This window comes from Phocaeicola vulgatus ATCC 8482 (assembly GCF_000012825.1).
GTDB lineage: Bacteria > Bacteroidota > Bacteroidia > Bacteroidales > Bacteroidaceae > Phocaeicola > Phocaeicola vulgatus.
Map to the genome: position 1 here is coordinate 4,047,036 of NC_009614.1, position 23,134 is coordinate 4,070,169.

General features: G+C 44.2%; 15 protein-coding genes and 2 pseudogenes. 13 read left to right on the forward strand and 4 right to left on the reverse strand.

Annotation, left to right across the window (positions count from 1 at the left end; all coding sequences use genetic code 11):
• Positions 1-9: 9 nt before the first annotated feature.
• From BVU_RS16225 to BVU_RS16240, 4 genes are all read right to left on the reverse strand, one after another.
• Positions 10-897, reverse strand: a complete 888-nt coding sequence (locus BVU_RS16225) for a carbon-nitrogen hydrolase (RefSeq protein WP_005843497.1) — start codon at positions 895-897, stop codon at positions 10-12.
• 11 nt (positions 898-908) lie between these two features.
• Positions 909-1,934, reverse strand: a complete 1,026-nt coding sequence (locus BVU_RS16230; RefSeq protein WP_080510713.1) for an agmatine deiminase family protein — start codon at positions 1,932-1,934, stop codon at positions 909-911.
• A 54-nt stretch (positions 1,935-1,988) separates the two neighbouring features.
• On the reverse strand, positions 1,989-6,449 hold the full coding sequence (locus BVU_RS16235) for a translocation/assembly module TamB domain-containing protein (RefSeq protein WP_012055609.1): 4,461 nt from the start codon (positions 6,447-6,449) through the stop codon (positions 1,989-1,991).
• Between the two features lie 64 nt (positions 6,450-6,513).
• On the reverse strand, positions 6,514-7,077 hold the full coding sequence (locus BVU_RS16240) for an HdeD family acid-resistance protein (protein ID WP_005843503.1): 564 nt from the start codon (positions 7,075-7,077) through the stop codon (positions 6,514-6,516).
• Between the two features lie 193 nt (positions 7,078-7,270).
• Between BVU_RS16240 and BVU_RS16245 the strand changes: the two genes are divergently transcribed.
• From BVU_RS16245 to serC, 13 genes and pseudogenes are all read left to right on the forward strand, one after another.
• Complete coding sequence (locus tag BVU_RS16245) at positions 7,271-8,722, forward strand: Na+/H+ antiporter NhaC family protein (RefSeq protein WP_005843505.1); 1,452 nt, start codon at positions 7,271-7,273, stop codon at positions 8,720-8,722.
• A gap of 111 nt (positions 8,723-8,833) precedes the next feature.
• A complete protein-coding gene (locus BVU_RS16250) occupies positions 8,834-10,210 on the forward strand; it encodes a C1 family peptidase (protein ID WP_005843507.1) in 1,377 nt (458 codons plus the stop codon).
• Positions 10,211-10,559: 349 nt separating this feature from the next.
• Positions 10,560-11,462 carry a PD-(D/E)XK nuclease family transposase gene (locus tag BVU_RS16255; RefSeq protein ID WP_005843509.1) on the forward strand — a complete coding sequence of 301 codons (903 nt, stop codon included), beginning with the start codon at positions 10,560-10,562 and terminating at the stop codon, positions 11,460-11,462.
• Between the two features lie 173 nt (positions 11,463-11,635).
• Positions 11,636-12,711 (forward strand): annotated as a pseudogene (locus BVU_RS16260) (AAA family ATPase).
• A gap of 801 nt (positions 12,712-13,512) precedes the next feature.
• Positions 13,513-14,259: pseudogene (locus BVU_RS16265) on the forward strand (hypothetical protein); the annotation flags it as partial.
• Between the two features lie 244 nt (positions 14,260-14,503).
• Positions 14,504-15,853, forward strand: coding sequence for a Na(+)-translocating NADH-quinone reductase subunit A (locus BVU_RS16270; RefSeq protein WP_005843517.1), 1,350 nt, complete (start codon positions 14,504-14,506; stop codon positions 15,851-15,853).
• Positions 15,854-15,881: 28 nt separating this feature from the next.
• Complete coding sequence (locus BVU_RS16275) at positions 15,882-17,090, forward strand: NADH:ubiquinone reductase (Na(+)-transporting) subunit B (protein WP_005843519.1); 1,209 nt, start codon at positions 15,882-15,884, stop codon at positions 17,088-17,090.
• A 13-nt stretch (positions 17,091-17,103) separates the two neighbouring features.
• On the forward strand, positions 17,104-17,778 hold the full coding sequence (locus tag BVU_RS16280; RefSeq protein WP_005843521.1) for a Na(+)-translocating NADH-quinone reductase subunit C: 675 nt from the start codon (positions 17,104-17,106) through the stop codon (positions 17,776-17,778).
• Between the two features lie 18 nt (positions 17,779-17,796).
• Positions 17,797-18,435, forward strand: a complete 639-nt coding sequence (locus tag BVU_RS16285) for an NADH:ubiquinone reductase (Na(+)-transporting) subunit D (protein ID WP_005843523.1) — start codon at positions 17,797-17,799, stop codon at positions 18,433-18,435.
• Positions 18,436-18,459: 24 nt separating this feature from the next.
• A complete protein-coding gene (gene nqrE, locus BVU_RS16290) occupies positions 18,460-19,056 on the forward strand; it encodes an NADH:ubiquinone reductase (Na(+)-transporting) subunit E (RefSeq protein ID WP_012055612.1) in 597 nt (198 codons plus the stop codon).
• An 18-nt stretch (positions 19,057-19,074) separates the two neighbouring features.
• Positions 19,075-20,349, forward strand: a complete 1,275-nt coding sequence (gene nqrF, locus BVU_RS16295) for an NADH:ubiquinone reductase (Na(+)-transporting) subunit F (protein ID WP_005843526.1) — start codon at positions 19,075-19,077, stop codon at positions 20,347-20,349.
• Positions 20,350-20,445: 96 nt separating this feature from the next.
• Complete coding sequence (locus BVU_RS16300) at positions 20,446-21,759, forward strand: DEAD/DEAH box helicase (protein WP_012055613.1); 1,314 nt, start codon at positions 20,446-20,448, stop codon at positions 21,757-21,759.
• A 254-nt stretch (positions 21,760-22,013) separates the two neighbouring features.
• On the forward strand, positions 22,014-23,084 hold the full coding sequence (gene serC / locus BVU_RS16305; RefSeq protein WP_005843530.1) for a 3-phosphoserine/phosphohydroxythreonine transaminase: 1,071 nt from the start codon (positions 22,014-22,016) through the stop codon (positions 23,082-23,084).
• The last annotated feature ends 50 nt before the right edge of the window (positions 23,085-23,134 follow it).

Here is a 23,134-nt window from a genome sequence, read left to right on the forward strand (position 1 = left end):
CGTTTGTATTTAATCTATAAAGCGTCGGGTTAGATTTTCAAACTCATCAATACGCCGGTCACGGAGGAAAGGCCACCAGCGACGAACATTCTCACTACGGGTCATATCCAGTTCCACTACCATATTTTCTTCATCCATATTGTTGGCTTGTGCCAGTATTTCTCCTTGAGGACCTGCCACGAAGCTATTACCCCAAAATTGGATACCATTAGTCTGACCGGAAGGATCGGGCTCATGTCCTACACGGTTCACGGCGATAACCGGCAGACCGTTTGCCACGGCATGTCCACGCTGCACGGTTACCCATGCACCTAGTTGACGGATTTTCTCTTCTTGAGTGTCTGTGCTTTCCCAACCTATAGCTGTAGGGTATATAAGAATTTCAGCACCTTTCAGTGCCATCAGCCGTGCACCTTCGGGATACCATTGGTCCCAGCAGACTTGTACACCTAGTTTTCCCAGTGATGTCTGAATAGGTTCAAATCCCAGGTCACCGGGAGTAAAATAGAATTTCTCATAATAGGCGGGATCATCGGGAATATGCATTTTGCGGTATTTCCCTGCTATACTGCCATCTTTGTCAAAAACGACGGCTGTATTGTGATATAGCCCCGGAGCACGCTTCTCGAATAACGAAGTAACCAGTACAATACCGTATCCGGCAGCCAACTCACTGTAGAAGCCGGTAGAAGGACCGGGAACCGGTTCTGCCAAATCAAACATATCCGTATCTTCTGTCTGACAGAAGTAAGGGGTGTTGTGCAACTCCTGCAATACAACCAGCTGTGCACCTGCTGCCGCCACCTGTTCTATATTGTGGTGCAGTTTGCTCAAATTGTGACGGATATCATTAGTGCATGTCTGTTGGATAATTCCTACTTTAATCGTTCTTTTCATACATATATTTATTAATATACACCTTCGGGATATTGCATGGTGACGCAATGCAGCGAGCCATGTTGCTTTATTAAAGCAGTGCAGTCAATACCTACTATCTCTCTTCCGGGAAATGCTTCAGCCAATACTTCTTTGGCGCGCATATCATTCACAGAATCAGCATAAGTAGGATAAAGCACAGCTTCATTCATTATCAGGAAATTGGCATAAGTTGCCGGCAAGCGATGATATTCCTCATCATAAACAGCACTTGCCATAGGTAGCGGAAGCAGACGGTATGGCCTGCCGTCCAAAGTACGGAACGCTTTTAGTTCTTCTTCCATCATTGCCAGTTCCTTATAGTGTTCATCTTTTTCATTGGTGCACTTTACATACACAATGGTATCATCCGGACAGAAACGTGCCAATGTGTCCACATGGCTGTCTGTATCATCACCTGCCAGATAACCGTGTTTCAACCATAGAACCTGTTTTAAGTTAAATGTTTCTTTTAGAAAATCCTCCACTTCCTGTCGGTTCATTTCATTTCTGTTTTTAGCCAGCAAACATTGCTCTGTAGTCAGCAGGCTTCCTTTCCCATCACTTTCTATGGAACCTCCTTCTAAAATAAAATTCCGGCAGAAAACATATTCACCTTTCAGAACAGGATGGTGAAAATACAGTTCGTTATTAATCTGGTTATCATAATTTGCGGCAAACTTCATTCCCCAGCCATTAAAACAGAAATCCAGCAGCAGGGGAGTAGCGTCTTCTTTCAACAGGGTGATAAAAGCATGATCGCGTGCCCAAGTATCATTTGTGTTGATTTTTGATGTGACTAGTTTTTGGATATCAGCTCCATAATTATCTATACTATCTCTTATGGAATCGGGGTCTGGAGCCACAATCAACAAACTCTGACGTTTCAAAACCTCATAAGCTATCTTAAGAAAACAGTCATTCACTTCGTCCAACATGTATGCCCAGTCTGTGTCTTTATGGGGCCACGTTAGTTGAATCAAACTTTGTTTATGCCATTCGGCGGGTAAATAGGACATATTCATATTTTTAAATTTACTTCGCAAAGATATGAAATAAACTTTATAGGTTAATTAGTCATCGCTTCGTTTTTGTAACGAGCTTTTCCGTCTTTTCCATAAGAACCAGCGGAACAGTTCATCCCAAGTATTGAAATCTTTTTTATACATGAGACCTACTCCTTGAGTGGTCAGGGTAGATTTAGTAAAATAGCGGTCATTGGTCTGATTATACCCTCTCAAACGGAAATCTCCGTTTTTTGTCAATAACCATATCGCTTCAAAGTCTCCTACGAAGTTGCTATTTGCCATCACATTCTCCTTATAGCCGAAGTTTCCATTTATCATCAGCCTGTTATTCAATAACCTGCCGGACAACATAGCTTCTGCTTCCACATCTGTCCAACCTTTTTCACCGGTACTCAGGTTGGCGCCTATATTCCAGTTTTTATTGCCCATCCATTGGGACAACATATTGTTCAGCTGACCGGAAAGTGTACTGAAGGCTAAAGAACTGGTCGCATTAGAGGATTGGTCATTATTGGCATAATCATAGGTGTAGAACTTACCAATTCCCAGCAAATAAATAATCTGTGTATTCATTTGTTCTTCCGTACTGGTAGCACTACGTACCAATTCCCGGTCTTCCTCGCTTACAGTGGGCAGTTCCAAATCGAATTTAATATCCGGATTGGATAAATTTCCAGTCAGATTCATCAGACAGTTTACCTTCACCGTACCTTGGTTGCGCGAGGGATCTACTACCAAATCACTTAAAGAAGCAGAATTAACCGTGTATACCGCCTGTAAATCAAGATTCGCCTGATAAGGGTCACCTGAGAAAGTCACCGTGCCACCTGATTTCAAGGTAAAGTCCTTGCGTATTACTTCCTGCATGCTTAGTTTATACATACCTTGATCTATGACATAGCTACCGAACATACGGAAATCACCTTTATTGAAAAAATTCACTTGCAGGTTTCCATTTCCGGTTGCTGTAATATTATCTCCCGCTACAGGATCCATGATAATTTTCATGGTAGCGCTGGGAGTTGCTTCTATCAACATGTTGATGCGGAGATCCATAGGAGGTCCGTCGTCCTCTTTAGTCTTACGCACATTAGAGTGGTGGTAAAGATTGGTTTCCACATTATCGTGAATGCGCTTGGGGGTTTTGTCTACAAAAGTGATAAACTGATTGCTCGCTGCTTCCGTGGTTACTCCGGTTATATAAGTGAAGCTGGTATTGTTGCCTGTGGTCAGTGAAGCGTCCACTGTCATCGCATTATTTCCACCATCCAGTACCACATTTCCTGTACCATATACTTTTCCGTAAAAAGGCATATTCCCGGCTTCGTAGGTATTGTACATCAACAGGTTGTTGCCTCGTATATTGAAATGGTACATCAGATTTTTCAGCTTTGTGTGATGCAGATAACCATTTACCAGTCCGTCATGTCCCTCACGGTCATAGACTTTTACATTCCTGAAATCCAGACTGCCCGAAGATATATGTATGGAGTCATCCCGGATTTGGAAATAGGTGTTCAACACATCAATTTTAGCATCCATTTTGGCCCTCACTTCACCTTCCAGATCCAAATGCTTGAAATCGCCATATAAACGGACATTTCCGTTGACACGGCCATTTATTTCACTGAAAATTCCTTCTATAAAAGGTTGTAAGAATCCCAGATTGGTACTATCTGCCCGAATCGACAGATCAAGACCTTTTAACTTGGGAGAGACATACCCTGTCACATGAGTGGAGGAAATTCCTTTTTCCGCTATTTGGGCATCCAGTCGTACTCCGCCCAATTCCTTATCCCATACACCTGCAATGTCGGCTTCTCCTAATAAAGAACGGTTCAGACAGAATTTGTGCACATTCAGACGGGTCCGCATCACCGGGTTCTTCATGACACTTTTCAGATGAACCTTTCCGGTTACAAGTCCGCCGAACTCTACATCGTCAAACTGCACAATATCCAGTACATAGTCCAGCTTGATATTTCTCAAATCCACCCGGCAGGAATCACTTTCCTTCTTGGTCAGTTTACCATCTATCCTTAAATATTGGTCCTCATGTTCAAACAGGAAATTGTCAATGAATACGCGTCCCGAATCTATGGCGATATGCGAGGGATGAATGTTCCATACCGTATCATTCAGCACTACTTTTGTGGGCTGTATGTTTATATCTGCCTGAAGAATAGGGTGGGGACCTTCCGTTTTGAAGAAACGGGTATCGGCGGCAAATTTACCACCGTAAGTCACATCAGTATTGTTCCCCCAGTTAATTGTTGTTTCCAAATGATCGTTTTTGGCATTGGCTTCCACCGAGAAGTTAAGCATTGCACCACTTTTCATCAGCATACCGCCTCGCAGTGAACATTTGAACCGGTCAGAAGGATTCTCACAAAATAAAACGCCCGAATCATAACGTGTTCCATTGTATCTGAATTCCGGAAAATGTCCTTCTACGTGCAACTTTTCCTCGCCGTCGTTAAAATATCCTTTTAAAGATGCCGGCAGGTATAATTCCAATGGAATCTGAAATAATTTGGATAGCACTTCGGCATTTTCCAGGCAGATATCAAACTGGAAGTTATTGTGAGGCTCAGGCATATTATCCTTTATAGTCAGTAAGGACGGAATATAGCGTTGTACCGTCTTTACCACGCTGGCCGGAATGGTGTGGTAGGAATAGTCACCTCGTATCACCGCTGTCATGAAGGATGAATTTATGCGCAACTCTTTTTCACCGCTTACCTGTCCGGCTGTAATAGTCAGATTGTCAAGGAAACACCCTCCTTCATCGGGAGCGTTTAATTGCAGGCTGTCCAATGAAATGCGCCCGTTCATGTCGTCAATGGATTTGCCGGTGAAATCAGCAGTGAGGCCCAGTGAAATACTGGCATTCTCATATTTGTCCGACAGATGGAGGTCGTGAGGGCGCAGGTTCTTTACGGATGCCTTCAGGTTAAAGTCAGGGATTGTTTTGGCAACATTGAAATTACCGTCTATCTGGACAGAACCGTTTGCGTCGTCCATGGATAAGCGCCCGTTAAAGCCTCCGTCCTTATATACGCCATCCAACATGATATTTTCATATTGATATTGACTATATTCAAAGGAAGATATGATTCCTTTGATGTATGATTCCGGATATCGGTTCTTATAGTTGAAACCTTTCAGTTCCACATTGAAATCCACCTTGCCGAATTTCTTTTCCTGATTAAGTAATTTTCCCAAATCCAGGTCTGCACTCGCCACACTACCCGAATAGGTTCTGCTCATACTTTGTTCATCAATGCTCATCATCACGTCCGTTTTCACCATGCCTGCCCCTGTATGGAACAAGCCTGTCAGTGTGAGATCATGCAGATAGCCCGCCGCTTCCCCGTTAAAACGAATATAGTCCAAACGTTGCAAAATGGGAGGAACCTTTCCCGTCAGGTTCGTCATCAGAACGTTTATGCCCTCTTTTGTCATGGTCAAGTTACCCAGTTTGCCGTAAATGTACATATCCATGCCTGCATCCCAGTTACTTAAGGCAGCTTCCCCTGCAATCATCAATCCGTGGTGGTTAGTCAGCCGCAGGGTGGGGCAGTCCAAATGTTTGCCGTGACCGGAGAAAACTAGATTTAGATCCAACGGTTCTTCAAAGCGTGACAAGGCAGGCACAAAAGGAGCCAAATCTTTCAGTATAACGGAAGCCTTCAAAGAGCCGTCATATCTTATATTTTCTGTCATTTGGGGCAATTCGGGCAGGCTGTCATACTTCAAGGTCAGACTGTCTATCTTTAAAGCAGTATTTGAAAGCTCCACTCCAAAATCCTTAATATCCAAACGTTTATTGTTGGCTGTAACTTTCATGGCGAACTTCTGCAATGAAAAACCACATTGTTCGTCAAAGCTGACCCGCCGGATGGCGGCATTCAACGAGTCGCTGCGCAATGCCTTCAGTGAAAGCGTTGCAGCGAGATTCTTCACCGATAGATGATGGGCATTGAACTTACCGGGAGTTTCCGGTTCCGATAATATATCGTATGTCACTCTGCCACGCCTTATCAGCACGGAATTAATTCGTAAATCCAAATTAGATTTTGTTTTAACCGTATCTTTGGACGCGAAAGCGTCTAACACAAACTGGAAATTAGGGGCAGATTCCGGAGTTTCCCGGTTCAAATTGACCGTAAATCCAAAAAGCTGGACACTGCTGATGGTGACTTTACCGTTCAATAAAGGCAGAAGGTCGAATTTTGCCGATAAGCGGGCTACTTTCAGCATCTCCTGGTTCTTCCGGTCATGCAAAAGGACATCTTCCACAATGATACGGTTCAGCAAACCCATATCAATCCGTCCTACAGAAACCTCCGTATTCAGTATGTTTTTTAATTCCTTAGTTACAAAAACAGATAATTTGCCCTGAACATACGGTATGTTCAGCAGCACAATTATTCCCAGGTAGACACCAATCAGTGTACCTAGCAGAATACGCACAGTGTATTTAAGACTCTTACTAGAAATCATTGTTTATTTTGGGCTAACAAAAATACGAATAACGTATGACGTAGCCCAAAATAAACGATTTTTTTTACTTGTTTTTATGCAATCTTTTCAACTCGAAGGAGAAAATGACACGGAAACATCCGATAATAAGGAAAGTGATGGACAGCATATAGAGCACGGTAACAGCACCAAGTCCAGGTTGCCAGATGATAGCCATAGAGCAAAGAATAGCCAGAATGCCAAACACCAGATACCACCCCCAGTCCTTTGTGCCATAGCGTTTCAAATCTGTGGAATAGCCACACAATGTAAACCCTCTGAACATCAGCCAGAGAGCAACAATAAACGGAATCAGTTCCATGCTGACCAACGGATAGAATACCAGATAAATACCTATCAGCAAATCAATAATACCTCCGGCAAGATACCATCCCCAACTACTGATTGTTTTTTTGTTTCCGGCAGCAAAAAAAACTTCCAGAACGCCACTGACCAGAATCGAGATACTGAAGATGACACTCAGTGCCACATAACTGCTCACAGGAGCGAACAATAAGCATAGTGCTACCGCAATGTAGAGCAAGCCCAGCAACAGGGACATCCACCAATTTTTTACAGCGTAGCCTAAGCCACCAACTAATTCATTCATATTTGTTAAGTTTTAGGTTATAATTTGAACTAATAACGCCCCCCTTGCAAAAAGGTTTACCTGCAAATACAAAAAAAGTCTTTAAATACCGCCGATTGACTTTTAGAACTCAAAAAATATTCCGAACTTTGCACGCTGAAAACCAAATTGATAGTTCTATTTACATTTTGAATAAAAATTGAATAAAAAAAGAATGAAAGATAACAAAATCCCTTCACCGTTAGTATCCCTTTTACCCGTATTCGTACTTATTTTATTATTGTTTGTCACTATCCGTACATTTGGAAGTGATGCCTTGTCCGGTGGCAGCCAAGTCTGTCTGCTAGTGGCTACAGCTGTTTGTGTGCTGATAGGTATGGCGGGATTCCGTCGTCCGTGGAAGGACTTCGAACTGGCTGTCACCAATAATATAGCCGGGGTAAGTACCGCACTTATTATCTTGCTGATCATCGGAGCTTTGTCCGGAGCATGGATGGTCAGCGGTGTAGTCCCTACATTAATATATTATGGCATACAGGTTATTCATCCTCATTTTTTCCTGGTATCCACTTGCATTATTTGTGCGGTAGTATCTGTCATGACAGGCAGCTCATGGACTACCATCGCCACTATCGGCATCGCACTGATGGGAATAGGGAAGGCGCAAGGTTTCAGTGAAGGTTGGATTGCAGGTGCGATTATCTCCGGAGCCTATTTCGGTGATAAAGTTTCTCCGCTTTCGGATACCACCATTCTGGCATCGTCCGTAACGGATACACCGCTGTTCACTCACATCCGTTACTTGATGATTACCACCGTTCCATCACTTGTCATCACTTTGATAATCTTTACCATAGCCGGATTGTCACATGAAGCCACTGATACCGGTCATATCGCCGAATACACCCGTATATTGAGTGATAAGTTCCATATTTCATGGTGGTTGATGATTGTCCCCGTTGTCACAGCGATACTGATTGCACGTAAAGTGCCTTCCATCATCACTCTATTTGTTTCTACGGCTCTGGCTACCGTCTTTGCCTTGATTTTCCAGCCCGGACTATTATGCGAAATCGCCGGACAAGGAGTCGAAGGGATTGCCGCCTTGTTCAAAGGAGGAATGGGAATGCTTTATGGTGGAACCCAATTGGAAACCGGTAATGCGGAAATAAACGAACTGATATCCACTCGCGGAATGGCGGGTATGATGAATACCATCTGGCTGATTATCTGCGCCATGTGTTTCGGAGGGGCGATGACAGCCGGAGGAATGCTCGGCAGTATCACTTCTGTCTTTGTACGTTTTACGAAAAAGCGGGTAGGAATGGTGTCATCCACAGTTGCATCGGGCTTGTTCCTGAATCTTGCTACAGCAGATCAATATATATCCATTATCCTGACGGGTAATATGTTTAAAGACATCTATAGTGCAAACGGTTATGAAAGCAAACTGCTGAGCCGCACGACGGAAGATTCTGTTACAGTCACTTCGCCATTGATACCCTGGAATACATGCGGTATGACACAGGCTACTATCCTTAGTGTTCCCACCATTGTGTATCTGCCTTACGCATTCTTTAACATTATCAGTCCCTTGATGAGTATCACAATTGCTATACTGGGATATAAGATAAAGAAAAAAGCAGAACAGCCGGGCCTGTCATAATAATGATAGGATCTGATGATTATATATCTTTCACGTGAAAGATTAGCAGGGTTCAAAAATAACTTGTACATTTACCCACCCTAATAAATCATTTTATATTTTTACAATAATATGAAGAAACACATCACATTCGCCCTTCTGTTTGCGGCTGCATTGACAGCCCAGGCACAACAGGGAGGCATTTCAGGTGAAATGCTGAATCAAATCAAACAAAGTTATAAGGCAACCCCTGCCGACAAAGCCATCCGTAACGCCTTAGGCGGAACAAGTATCAACACGTTGGCATTGAACCAGGAGAACCGTGCCGATTTTGATACGGAGTTTTCACACAAGGTGCTATCCAAGGGAATAACCGACCAACAATCTTCCGGTCGTTGCTGGCTTTTTACCGGACTGAACGTGCTCCGCAGCCAGATGATTGCCAAATACGGACTGGATGAGATGGAGTTCTCACAGAACTACTGCTTTTTCTACGACCAATTAGAAAAAGCAAACTTATTCTTACAGGGAATCATTGATACCAGTGGAAAGCCCATGGACGATAAAATGGTGGAATGGCTGTTCAAGCATCCCTTAAGCGATGGAGGACAATTCACAGGAGTATCGGATATTATAGAGAAATACGGACTGGTCCCCAAGAGTGCAATGGTGGAAACTTTCAGCAGTGAGAATACCGGAAAGATGAGTAGTCTGATAGGACTGAAACTGAAGGAATTTGGTTTACAACTACGCGAAGCCGCCGCTACCGGAGCGAAGCCGGCCGAACTGGAAAAGAAAAAGACAAAAATGCTGGGAACGGTTTATCGTATGCTGGTGCTGACCCTTGGCGAACCTGTTTCCACCTTTACATGGAGTCTGAAGGGTGGGGAAGCGAAAGAATATACTCCGGTGTCTTTCTATAAAGAGTTTTTGGGAAATGATTTGACCAATAACTATGTAATGCTGATGAATGATCCCAGCCGCGAGTTTTATAAATGTTATGAAATAGATTTTGACCGTCACCGTTATGATGGCAAGAATTGGACTTATGTAAACTTGCCGATAGAGGATATTAAAGAAATAGCCATAGCTTCCATCAAGGACAGTACCATGATGTATTTTTCTTGTGATGTAGGCAAGTTCCTTGATAGTAAACGTGGCTTGCTGGACCCTGATAATTATGATTACGAATCATTGATGGGAACTACTTTCGGTATGGACAAGAAACAACGTATCCAAACTTTCTCCAGTGGCAGCAGTCATGCCATGACCTTGATGGCGGTGGACTTGGATAAAGCGGGAAAGCCGAAAAAATGGATGGTGGAAAACAGTTGGGGCAGTGCCAGTGGATACAGAGGACACCTTATCATGACAGATAAATGGTTTGATGAATATATGTTCCGTGTGGTGGCAGAAAAGAAATATGTTCCTGCCAAGGTGCTGGATATTTTAAAACAGAAACCAATCCGTCTTCCGGCATGGGACCCGATGTTTGCTGACGAAGAATAAGCGTTATCTCTCTACATTGTATATAATTTAAGCGGACTGTACAGAAAAGAAAGACTGTACAGTCCGTTTTTTTATTCTAAGGCATTGTGTATGTCTGTCATTTTTACTTCTCTCTTGCAAAAAGAAACATAATAGGGAAAATAGGTTTGTTGCAGTGATGAGTTATTGTATAATAGGCTTGCAGAAAGGTGTTTCTTGCATATTTAGGTATAATAAAAAATGGGAATCTCTTCGTAAGAGAACCCCAAAGTCAAGTTAGATCTCTGATATAATAAAAAGCGCTCATTCATAGGAATTTCCAGATAGAATTCGTTTCTTTGCGGTCAGAAACCATAAAATCATCTTTATTATGTCATCCCGCTTTGTAAACCCTTTCACGGATCTCGGCTTCAAGATAATCTTCGGCCAGCCCGCCAGCAAGGATCTGCTGATAATCCTGCTTAACGAACTGCTGTCAGGTGAGCATCACATTGAAGACCTGACGTTTCTGGACAAGGAGGACCGTTCGGAGAATATTCACGACAAGGGCATCATCTATGACCTTTACTGCCGTACCTCTACGGGCGAGTACATCATAGTGGAGATGCAGAATCGTTGGCATAGCCATTTCCTGGACCGTACGCTTTATTATGTGTGCCGTGCGGTGAGCCGCCAGATGGAGAATCCGTCCTCTAAAGAGGTATGTGTTCCCGACACTCCGTTGGAGGGGGATTGCGGTCTGCTCAGGGAAGAAGAGGCTTCTTACGGTCTCCGTTACAGGCTTCCTGCCGTGTACGGCATTTTCCTGATGAATTTCAAGGAGGATGGTCTGGAAAGCAAGTTCCGTACCGACACGGTGGTTTCCGACCGGGACAGCGGTCGTGTGGTGAACCGGAATTTCCGTCAGATTTATCTCCAGTTTCCTTATTTTACGAAGGAACTGGACGAATGTTCTACTTTATCCGATAAACTAATGTATGCACTGAAGAATATGAACAACTGGAACAGAATGCCCGATGCGCTGAAAGAACAGGTTTTCAGCCATCTTGACCGCCTTGCCGCCAAGGCTCACCTGTCTGAGGGTGACCGTATCGCTTATGATAAGGCGGTGGACCGTTATAACGTGAGCCGTATTGTGGAAAATGATATCCGTGAACAGGCTGTCGCGGAAGGACGTTTGGAGATCGCCCGTAAACTGAAAGAGAACGGTTTTTCCATTGCGGATATTGTCCGGATTGCCGGACTTTCGCCAGAAGAAATTGATAAGCTGTAACGGCGTGTACGAATTTCTTTATAAAGCAGTGCTCATTCGGGAAAAAGACTTTTTTCAGAATGCTACAGCAAAAAATGATAATGAATGGTGAAGTGATATAAGTATCATGATAAAGCATTGAAAAATGTATGAGCAATAAAATATATCCCATCGGAATCTAGAATTTCGAGAAAATCCGTCAGGACGGTTATTTCTATATTGATAAAACGGCCTGGGTGTACCAGATGGTAAAGACCGGAAGTTACTACTTCCTGAGCCGTCCGCGACGTTTCGGAAAGACCCTACTCATCTCTACCTTGGAAGCTTACTTTCAAGGTAAGAAGGAGTTGTTTGAAGGTCTGGCGATGGAGAAGCTGGAAAAGGACTGGATCAGATATCCTGTTCTGCATCTGGATCTGAACATCGAGAAGTATGATACTCCGGAGAGTCTGGATAAGATTCTGCATGATAATCTGGATGCCGAACTGCATGAGTTTGCTGAAGCGAGAGGAGTGTCATACGACAAGCTTTGTGACTATTTGAAAGCATATTATGACGGCTATCACTTTACACATCATTCTATCGGCATGTACAATCCGTTTAGTTTGCTCAATACGTTCAAATATAAGGAATTCGGCAGTTATTGGTTCGAGACGGGTACTCCTACCTATCTGGTGAAACTGCTGAAGAAGCATCATTACGACTTGGAACGGATGCCCCACGAGGAAACGGACTCCCAGGTGCTGAACAGTATAGATTCGGAATCCACCAATCCCATTCCGGTGCTCTATCAGAGCGGCACCTCACTATAAAGGGATATGATGAAGAATTTGGAATGTACCGTTTAGGTTTTCCGAACCGGGAAGTGGAAGAGGGGTTTGTACGTTTCCTGCTCCCTTTTTACGCGAACGTAAATAAGGTGGAATCTCCCTTTGAGATTCAGAAATTTGTCCGTGAGGTGCGTTTCGGTGATTATGACTCCTTCTTCCGCCGTCTGCAAAGTTTCTTTGCGGATACTACCTACGAAGTGATCCGCGAACAGGAACTGCATTACGAGAATGTGTTTTTCATCGTATTCAAGCTTGTCGGCTTCTATACCCAAGTGGAATATCATACGAGCAAAGGACGCATTGACCTTGTCCTGCAGACTGACAAGCTTATCTATGTGATGGAATTCAAGCTGGACGGCACGGCCGAGGAGGCTTTGCAACAGATTCATGACAAGCATTACGCGCTTCCCTTTGCTTCGGACGGACGGAAGCTCTTTTAAATAGGGGTGAACTTCAGTGCTGAAACCCGCAATATCGAAAAGTGAATAGTAGAAGAATGAAATGTAGAAAGGAAACAGAGTCCGAAGAAAAGAGGTGCACACTGCTGCAATATCCGGTGAAACTTGGTACAAGATCCGCGGAATCTTGTACCAAAGTTTTTGTAATCTTGTGACGGGTGACGGCTAGTTCCTTTGAACATTGCAAAGATAACTTCACGTCCGTGCGGCGTGATCTCTTCTGACCCCTTGGCGGATTGCAGGGAGTTTACGGGGACACGGGGACAGTGGGGACACCCCCTTTTTTCCTCACACACGCATGCGTGTACCTATAAAGGGAGGATAAGTGGGGTGATATATTCCCTTGCCGTCCACACTTACCGATACTTCTTATTTGGTGAAACGTTTGAGTCTGATGAGGACGGTGCTTTCGGTTATTCTCCCTGTCGTGCGTTTTTTTTCAGAAGTTCCGGCCGGATATAATCCTGTGGGAAGGCAGGGGAAAGATGATTTTCCCACCTAGTTATATCGCGCGTGCGTGTGTGAGAAATTGGGGTCTGTCCCTGCTGTCCCCACTGTCCCTGCTTGGGAGAGCCGGTATGAACTGCCATCTTTAAATTCTCAATTTTTAATCTCCCTCCGTATCAACGTTTCCTCGTCCTACGAGAGGAAACAAGCTCGTACCGGCTTCTTGCCGGAACGTTCCACGCCTTTGCCGGGATGATTTTTCTTATTATCCGCACTGTTGCTGTGGAAATCATAGACCGCTTGTACGTAGTTTATCGCCCCATGGGGATTTTATTGCCGGTGGTGTTTTCCTACGGCGGTGTGGAATTGCTGAGGGTAGGGGAGACTTTCCATAGCCGTACAAAAAAAGCATACGCTTCCATGAACGGGCTGCATAAAGACAGCATCTGCTTTTATGAATATTACTTGAAGATACCGGATTATCGCGTACCGAAGTCCTGCAAGCTGGTGGATTCCGTATGGTCCACGGTGTTTGATGTGTTCGCCTGCTTGTTGGCAGGGGATGACGAGGAAGTTTATTGGTGCTGCGGCCGTCTGGCCGACCGGAGCATCGTGGTGATGGACGGGGCAGGAAGGTATTACCATGTGGAAAAAGGAAAGAGGAAGCGGTACATTGCCGCTAACCTTCCCGAACCCGGTGAGCAGGACTTCGACACGGCTGTAAAGAAGCTGAAAGAGGAAGCCGGGCAGCGGGCGGAGGAAACGGATCGGCAGAAGAGAAGGAACGAGGAAGCGAAAAGGCGGAAGAGGCTGGAGGAGATAAGAGATGCCCTTCCGTACCGTATGGGCATGAAATGGGGCTTGAAACTGGGGGAACGTATCATCGTTCCTCCCAAATACAGAAAGATTCTTCCTCCTGTGGGCGTTTATTGTGCTTTTGAAGAGAGCGCCTGCCGGTGGGGGGTGATGGCACTGGACGGGAAAGTGATGGTGGAAGCCCGCTACCAGGAGGTGGATATAGAAAACAACGGCACGGTACACCTGACCGTCATTCCCGGCAAAGTGAAGACCGTCAAACTGTAAGTGTTTCCGGAATGAAACACAAATGACGCGAATGACATAAATTAAAAATCAAGATAAATTTATGCCATTCGCGTCATTTGTGTTCTAAAAAAAAAGTGAGCATCTGCCTGAGTTTGCACATACATTCAGAAAGGTTTCTATTATTACAGAATTTTTTCCATAATAAGCACCATTTCTTTCTTTTTTCACATTTTTTTTCTGTACTTTTGCGCTCAAATTTAAAAACCATTTTTTATAACCCAATATGGCAAATGTGATTAAATTACACAAAGGCTTGAACATCAACCTGAAAGGGAAACCTGCTCAGGAGTTCTTTGACGTGAAGCAGCCGGACATCTATGCGATAGTGCCCGATGATTTTCATGGCGTGACTCCTAAAGTCGTGGTCAAAGAACAGGAATATGTGACGGCCGGGGGAACATTGTTTGTTGACAAGAACCACCCCGAAGTGAAGTTCGTATCTCCGGTAAGCGGTGTCGTTACCAGCGTGGAGAGAGGCGAACGTCGTAAAGTCTTAAGCATCTCCATTGCAGCTGCAAAGGAGCAAGACTACGAAGAGTTTGGAAAGAAGGATGTTTCGACTCTGACAGGCGAGCAGGTAAAAGCCGCCCTGCTGGAAGCCGGACTTTTTTCATTCATTATCCAGCGCCCCTACATCGTGGTGGCTGACCCGAATGCCAAGCCGAAAGGCATCTTCGTTTCTGCATTTGACACTAACCCATTGGCTGCTGATTTCGAATTTGTTCTGAAAGGCCAGGAAAAAGATTTCCAGACTGGTCTGGACGCACTGGCAAAGATGGCAAAGACGTATCTGAATATCAGCGTAGAGCAGAAGAGCCCTGCACTGACCAACGCCAAAAATGTAACTGTAACTGCCTTCGACGGTCCTAACCCCGCCGGAAACGTAGGCGTTCAGATTAACCACATCAGTCCTATCAACAAAGGCGAAACTGTTTGGACGCTCCGTGCGGAAGAAGTGATCTTCATCGGACGCCTGTTCAACACAGGTCGCGTAGACCTTACCCGTACTATCGCCCTGACCGGTTCGGAAGTGAAGAAACCGGCTTATTGCAAGCTGAAAGTAGGAGCCTTGCTGACAGATATTTTTGCAGGACGTGTGAACGGAGGTAAAAACTTACGCTACATTAACGGTAACGTGCTGACCGGAACTTTGGTGAAGCCAAACGGATTCCTGGGTGCGCACGCTACAAGTCTTACTGTGATCCCCGAAGGGGATGACCGGCACGAATTCCTGGGCTTTATCATGCCGCGTACCGATCAGTACAGTGCCAACCGCAGTTATTTCAGCTGGTTGTGCGGTAACAAGGAATACACACTGGATGCCCGTATCAAAGGTGGCGAACGCCACATGATCATGTCCGGCGAGTATGACAAAGTATTCCCGATGAGCATTTTCCCCGAATATTTAATTAAAGCTATCATTGCCGGCGATATTGACCGCATGGAAGCACTTGGTATTTACGAAGTGGCTCCCGAAGACTTCGCTGTATGTGAATTCGTTGACTCTTCCAAATTGGAATTGCAACGCATCGTGCGTCAGGGCTTGGACATGCTTCGCAAGGAAATGTGCTAAATAATTAAAAACTAAGAATTAAAAGTTAATGAAAGCGTTAAGAAATTATCTCGACAAGATAAAGCCAAACTTTGAAGAGGGCGGCAAACTCCACGCGTTTCGTTCGGTGTTCGACGGTTTCGAAACATTCTTGTTCGTACCCAACAGCACTTCGAAAACAGGAGTTCACATTCATGATGCGATTGACAGCAAGCGTATCATGTCAATGGTGGTTATTGCGTTGATACCGGCCCTGTTGTTCGGTATGTACAACGTAGGTTACCAGCACTTCTTGGCTGTAGGCCAGGAGGCAGGTTTCTTTGAAAAGTTCATTTATGGTTTCCTGGCTGTTCTGCCTAAGATTATCGTATCATACGTAGTCGGTCTGGGAATCGAATTTGTGGTGGCACAATGGAAGAACGAAGAAATTCAGGAAGGTTTCCTGGTATCCGGTCTGTTGATCCCGATGATCGTTCCTGTGGAATGTCCGTTGTGGATTCTGGCTGTCGCTACAGCATTCTCTGTTATCTTCGCTAAGGAAGTATTCGGCGGTACAGGTATGAATATCTTCAACCCTGCATTGATTACCCGTGCTTTCTTGTTCTTCGCTTATCCTACCAAAATGTCCGGTGATGCCGTTTGGGTAAGCACTGACAGCATTTTCGGTATCGGTGGCGGACAGGTAGTGGACGGTTTTACCGGCGCTACGATGTTGGGACAGGCTGCTACAGCCGCTCCGGGTGCAAGCGAACTGATTAATGTGAACGGTACTCCCGCTACCATGTGGGATATGGTTGTAGGTTTGATTCCGGGTTCTATCGGTGAAACCAGCGTTATCGCTATCGCACTGGGTGCCATCATCCTGTTGTGGACAGGCGTGGCAAGTTGGAAGACCATGTTCTCTGTCTTTGCCGGTGGTATCGTGATGGGATTGATCTTCAATGTATTCGGCTCTACAGATAACATGATGGCTCAGTTGCCTTGGTACGAACACATCGTATTGGGCGGTTTCTGCTTCGGCGCCGTGTTCATGGCTACCGACCCTGTGACTTCCGCACGTACGGAAAAGGGTAAGTTCATCTACGGCTTCCTGATCGGTGTGATGGCTATCGTTATCCGTGTGTTGAATCCGGGTTATCCCGAAGGTATGATGCTTGCCATCCTGCTGATGAACATCTTCGCTCCGCTGATTGACTACTGTATCGTACAGAAGAACATCACAGCCCGCGAAAACAGATTAAAATCAACTAACAACTAAAATATCGGACATTATGAATACTAATAGTAATAGTTATACTATCATCTATGCTTCGATAATGGTTGTTATCGTAGCATTCCTGTTGGCATTCGTGTCTTCTTCTCTGAAAGAAAAACAGTACCAGAATGTAGAACAGGACACAAAGAAACAAATTCTGGCAGCTTTGAACGTTTATGACGTAAAAGATGTGAATGCAGAATATGATAAATATGTGAAAGAAGACGATTTGATGCAGGCAGACGGTTCTTTGGTAAAGAACGATGCTGCTTTCCAGACTTCTTATAAAGGTGAAATCGCTAACGGACGTCTTCATGTATTCGTTTGCGACGTGGATGGTCAGACCAAATATGTGCTGCCTATTTATGGTGCCGGTCTTTGGGGACCTATCTGGGGATACATCGCATTGAATGATGACAAAGACACTGTATATGGCGTTTACTTCTCTCATCAAGGAGAAACTCCGGGTCTGGGTGCAGAAATCACCACTACTAAGTTCCAGGATCAGTTCTTGGGCAAACATGTAATGGAAAACGGTACTGTAGCTTTGGGTGTTGAAAAACACGGCAAGGTGGCAAAACCCGATTATCAGGTAGACGGTATCTCAGGTGGTACTATCACTTCTAAGGGTGTAGATGCGATGATTAAGGATTGCCTGAGCATGTACAATTCATTTTTAACTAATAAATAAGAGGAGGGTAAATAGAATATGAGCGCATTATTTTCTAAAAAGAATAGAGAAGTTCTTTTAACTCCGCTGGGTTTGAATAACCCTGTCACCGTACAGGTGCTCGGTATCTGTTCTGCACTGGCTGTAACGGCTCAGCTGGAACCGGCTATCGTGATGGGTCTTTCCGTAACCATTATTACAGCCTTCTCGAACTTCGTTATCTCCTTGTTGCGTAACACCATTCCCAACCGTATCCGTATCATCGTCCAGTTGGTGGTTGTTGCCGCATTGGTAACTATCGTTAGTGAAATTTTGAAAGCGTTCGCATACGATGTAAGTGTGCAGCTTTCTGTATATGTAGGTTTGATTATTACAAACTGTATCCTGATGGGACGTCTGGAAGCATTTGCTATGATGAACGGTCCTTGGGAATCATTCCTGGATGGTATCGGTAACGGATTGGGTTATGCCAAAATCCTGATTATCGTGGCATTCTTCCGTGAACTGCTGGGTGCCGGTACATTGTTTGGCTTCCAGGTTATCCCGCAGGCTGTTTATGACTTGGGCTACCTGAACAACGGCTTGATGCTGATGCCTCCTATGGCGTTGATTATCTGTGCTTGTATCATTTGGTACCAACGTGCAAAACACAAAGAATTGCAGGAAAGTAATAATTAATCCCCGTTATAAAACGAAAAGAATATGGAATATTTAAGTTTGTTTGTAAAGTCCATCTTTGTGGACAATATGATTTTCGCATACTTCCTGGGGATGTGTTCTTACCTGGCAGTATCGAAGAACGTAAAGACAGCCGTAGGTCTGGGTGCAGCCGTTACTTTCGTGTTGATTGTAACTCTGCCGGTGAACTATTTGCTGGAAAATTACGTACTGGCACCTAATGCGCTGATTGATGGAGTAGACCTCAGCTTCTTGAGCTTTATCCTGTTTATTGCCGTTATTGCCGGTATCGTTCAGTTGGTGGAAATGGCGGTTGAACGTTTCAGCCCGTCGCTCTATGCTTCATTGGGTATCTTCCTTCCGCTGATTGCTGTAAACTGTGCCATCATGGGTGCTTCATTGTTTATGCAGCAACGCCATTTCAACAACATTGGCGAGGCAACCACTTACGCTTTGGGCTCAGGTATCGGTTGGGCACTGGCTATTATCGGTCTGGCTGCCATCCGTGAAAAAATGGCTTACTCTGATGTTCCCGCTCCTTTGAAAGGTCTGGGTATCACTTTCATCACTGTAGGTTTGATGGCAATGGCATTTATGTGTTTCTCTGGTTTGAAAATCTAAAAGGAAAGGAATAAGACAATGGATATGAATTTAATATTAGCTAGTATTGGAGTATTCCTTGGAATTATCCTTCTGCTCGTTGTTATTTTGCTGGTAGCTAAGCAGTATCTTACTCCGAGCGGCAAAGTAAAGATAACTATCAATGGAGAGAAAGAACTGGAAGTAGAACAAGGTTCAACTTTGCTGAACACCCTGTCTGTCAATGGCATCTACCTGTCATCGGCTTGTGGTGGTAAAGGTTCTTGCGGTCAATGTAAATGCCAGGTTGTAGAAGGCGGTGGTGAGATTCTTCCTTCTGAAAAGGGACATTTCAGCCGTAAACAACAACAGGATCATTGGCGTCTGGGTTGCCAGGTGAAAGTAAAAGGTGACCTGGGCATCAAGATTGATGAATCTGTACTGGGTGTTAAGGAATGGGAATGCGAAGTAATCAGCAACAAGAACGTTGCCACTTTCATCAAAGAGTTTATTGTGGCTTTGCCGAAAGGTGAACACATGGACTTCGTTCCGGGTTCATACGCTCAGATTAAGATTCCTAAATTTGAAATGGACTACAACAAGGATATCGATAAAGACCTTATCGGTCCGGAGTATCTGCCCGCATGGGAAAAATTCGGTCTGTTCGGCTTGAAATGTAAGAATACGGAAGAAACCATCCGTGCTTACTCTATGGCCAACTATCCTGCCGAGGGTGACCGTATCATGCTGACAGTGCGTATCGCTACTCCTCCGTTCAAACCGAAAGATCAGGGTCCCGGCTTTATGGATGTGAATCCGGGTATCGCTTCATCTTACATTTTCACGCTGAAACCGGGTGACAAGGTAACGATGAGTGGTCCTTACGGAGACTTCCACCCGATCTTCGATTCTAAGAAGGAAATGATTTGGGTAGGTGGTGGTGCCGGTATGGCTCCGTTGCGTGCGCAAATTATGCACATGACCAAGACACTGCACACTACCGACCGTGAACTTCACTATTTCTATGGTGCGCGTGCATTGAACGAAGTATTCTATCTGCAAGATTTCCAACAATTGGAAAAAGACTTCCCGAACTTCCACTTCCATCTGGCTTTGGACCGTCCGGATCCCGCAGCCGATGCAGCAGGCGTGAAGTATACCGCAGGTTTCGTTCACAATGTGATGTATGAAACTTATCTGAAGGATCATGAAGCTCCCGAAGATATTGAATACTACATGTGTGGCCCCGGCCCGATGTCTAATGCAGTCGTTAAGATGCTGGATAGTCTGGGTGTTGAGCCTTCTTCTATCATGTACGACAACTTCGGAGGATAATATCAGGATCTCCTTTTATTAATAATGAAAATAAGCCCGGTAAAAGTGAACTTTTATCGGGCTTTTTCTTTACTTTTGTATAAAACGAAAATGAATATGATAGAGAACATACTAGCCAATTTGAAAATTGAGCGGCTGAACCCGATGCAAGAGGCGTCCATCAATGCTTGGAAAGAGGGAAAAGACCTAATATTATTGTCTCCTACGGGGTCCGGCAAGACGTTAGCTTATCTGTTGCCTTTGGTGCAGAGTTTGAAGCCTGGTATAACAGGCGTACAGGCTATAGTGCTGGTTCCTTCCCGGGAACTGGCTTTACAAATAGACCAGGTATTTAAATCCATGAACACACCCTTCAAGGCTGTAAGTTGTTATGGAGGACGACCGGCCATGGAAGAGCACCGTACCATCAAAGGGATGCAGCCATCAGTCATCATCGGTACTCCGGGCCGTATGAATGATCATCTTTCCAAACAGAATTTTGATGCAGATACGGTCACAACTCTGGTAATCGATGAATTTGACAAATGCCTGGAGTTTGGCTTCCAGGAAGAGATGGCGACTGTCATAGGACAGTTGCCCAACTTGCAACGCCGTTTTCTGTTGTCGGCTACCGATGCGGAAGAGATTCCGCAGTTTACGGGGCTGGACAAGACCATTAAATTGAATTTTTTAAATCCGGAAGAGCAGCTTACCCACCGTCTGCACTTATATAAGGTACTGTCTCCGGAAAAAGACAAACTTGAAACCTTATATAAATTGCTTTGTACCTTGGGAAGCCAATCGACATTGGTTTTCTGTAATCACCGTGAAAGTGTGGAACGGGTAGGGAAGTATCTTCAATCCCAGAAGTTTCAATGTGGCATTTTTCATGGCGGCATGGAACAGGATGACCGCGAACGCTCCCTATATAAATTCCGCAACGGAAGTTGCCATGTGCTTATTTCTACCGATCTGGCCGCTCGCGGACTGGATATCCCCGAAATAGAGAATGTAGTACATTATCATCTGCCTGCCAATGAAGACGGATACATTCACCGCAACGGACGTACCGCCCGCTGGGAAGCCGAAGGTAATTCTTATGTTATCCTTCATGCCGAAGAAACAGTGCCCGCATATATAACCGATGAGCCGGAGGAGTTCATTTTACCCGAAGTCACCCCCAAACCTTCTTTACCCGAATATGTGACATTATATATAGGAAAAGGCAAGAAAGATAAAATCAATAAGATAGATATTGTGGGATTTCTCTTTAAAAAAGGAAACCTTAATAAAGACGAAATAGGACGGATTGATGTAAAAGACCACTATTCTTTTGCAGCCGTATCTCGCAAAAAGATAAAACAAACTTTGAATTTAATACGAAATGAGAAGATAAAGGGCATAAAAACACTTATTGAAGAAGCTAAATAATGACAATTTGTCAATTCTCGAAATAAAATGATTAAAGAATAATTCAAAAAGATATTTTTTTTATGCTTTAGATCATTGTTTACTAGGGATGTAGTTACAAAATGAAAGCATAAAAAATCAGATTTAACTAATTTGAAAGAAAATTATGCGGAAATTCGTAAATTTATTAGCGATTTTTTTGGAAAACTGAAAATAATGTGTAATTTCGCCCAATGTAAGATATAAACAAATTGTATAACCAAAACAAACGTCAAATGAAAAAGCATAATTTCAATGCGGGACCATCTATCTTGCCTCGCGAGGTAATTGAGAAGACAGCACAAGCCGTTCTTGATTTTAATGGGTCAGGCCTTTCCATCATGGAAATCAGTCACCGTGCTAAAGATTTTCAGCCTGTAGTAGACGAAGCTGTTGCTTTGTTTAAGGAACTGTTGAACATCCCGGAAGGGTACTCGGTACTATTCTTGGGGGGTGGAGCCAGCTTGGAATTCTGTATGATACCTTTCAACTTCCTCGAAAAAAAAGCTGCTTACCTGAACACAGGCGTATGGGCTAAGAAAGCGATGAAAGAAGCCAAGGCTTTCGGCGAGGTAGTAGAAGTGGCATCTTCCGCTGAAGCGACCTATACCTATATTCCCAAAGATTATACGGTTCCCGCCGATGCAGATTATTTCCACGTCACAACGAATAACACAATCTATGGAACAGAACTTCATGAAGATCTGGATTCTCCGGTTCCTATGATTGCTGATATGTCATCTGATATTTTCTCTCGTCCTATCGACGTTTCTAAATATATTTGTATCTATGGCGGTGCGCAGAAGAATTTGGCTCCGGCCGGTGTCACTTTCGTTATTGTAAAGAACGATGCTGTGGGCAAGGTATCACGCTATATTCCTACTATGCTGAATTATCAGACTCACATTGACGGCGGCTCTATGTTCAACACACCTCCTGTACTTCCTATTTATGCCGCTTTGCAGACTTTACGCTGGATAAAAGCCAACGGTGGTGTAGCAGAAATGCAGAAACGTGCTAAAGAGAAGGCAGACATGCTGTATGCTGAAATAGACCGTAACAAAATGTTCCGTGGCACAGTAACGGATAAAGCCGACCGCTCTTATATGAACATTTGCTTTGTAATGAATGACGAATACAAAGACCTGGAAGCCGATTTCTTGAAATTTGCCACAGAAAAAGGTATGGTGGGTATTAAGGGACACCGTTCTGTAGGCGGTTTCCGTGCATCTTGCTACAACGCTATGCCGAAGGAAAGCGTTCAGGCTTTGATTGACTGCATGCAGGAATTTGAGAAACTTCATTAATAATTATGTTCACCACAGATTATACGAATTGCACAGATAGGAACAATAAA